This is a genomic window from Psychrobacter sp. TB20-MNA-CIBAN-0197 (assembly GCF_040309765.1).
GTDB lineage: Bacteria > Pseudomonadota > Gammaproteobacteria > Pseudomonadales > Moraxellaceae > Psychrobacter > Psychrobacter submarinus.
In genome coordinates, this window is the sequence record NZ_JBEOPC010000350.1 from 1 (window position 1) to 289 (window position 289).

Consider the following 289-nt stretch of genomic DNA (forward strand, 5'->3'; position numbering starts at 1 on the left):
GACCGAGGCCATTTGGTTTTAATACATCTTTCATTAATAAACTCTATAAATGAAGGTCAAAATAAAGCCCCGCATTGCGAGGCTTTTATTTACGCTACACCATATTGGTCGCGGTAAGCTTTAACTGAGGCTAAATGCTCATCCATTGTGCCTTGGCTTTCAAGGTAACTGATAAGATCAGCTAATTTTACAATTGAAATCACTTTGGTATTAAAGTCACGCTCAACTTCTTGAATAGCTGATAATTCAGCTTTACCCTTTTCTTGGCGATCTAACGCAATTAAAACAC

General features: G+C 37.4%; 1 pseudogene. It reads right to left on the bottom strand.

Going from position 1 to position 289, the window contains the following annotated elements:
- Window positions 1-89: 89 nt before the first annotated feature.
- A pseudogene (gene pyrE, locus AAEY83_RS13980) lies at window positions 90-289 on the bottom strand (orotate phosphoribosyltransferase); the annotation flags it as partial.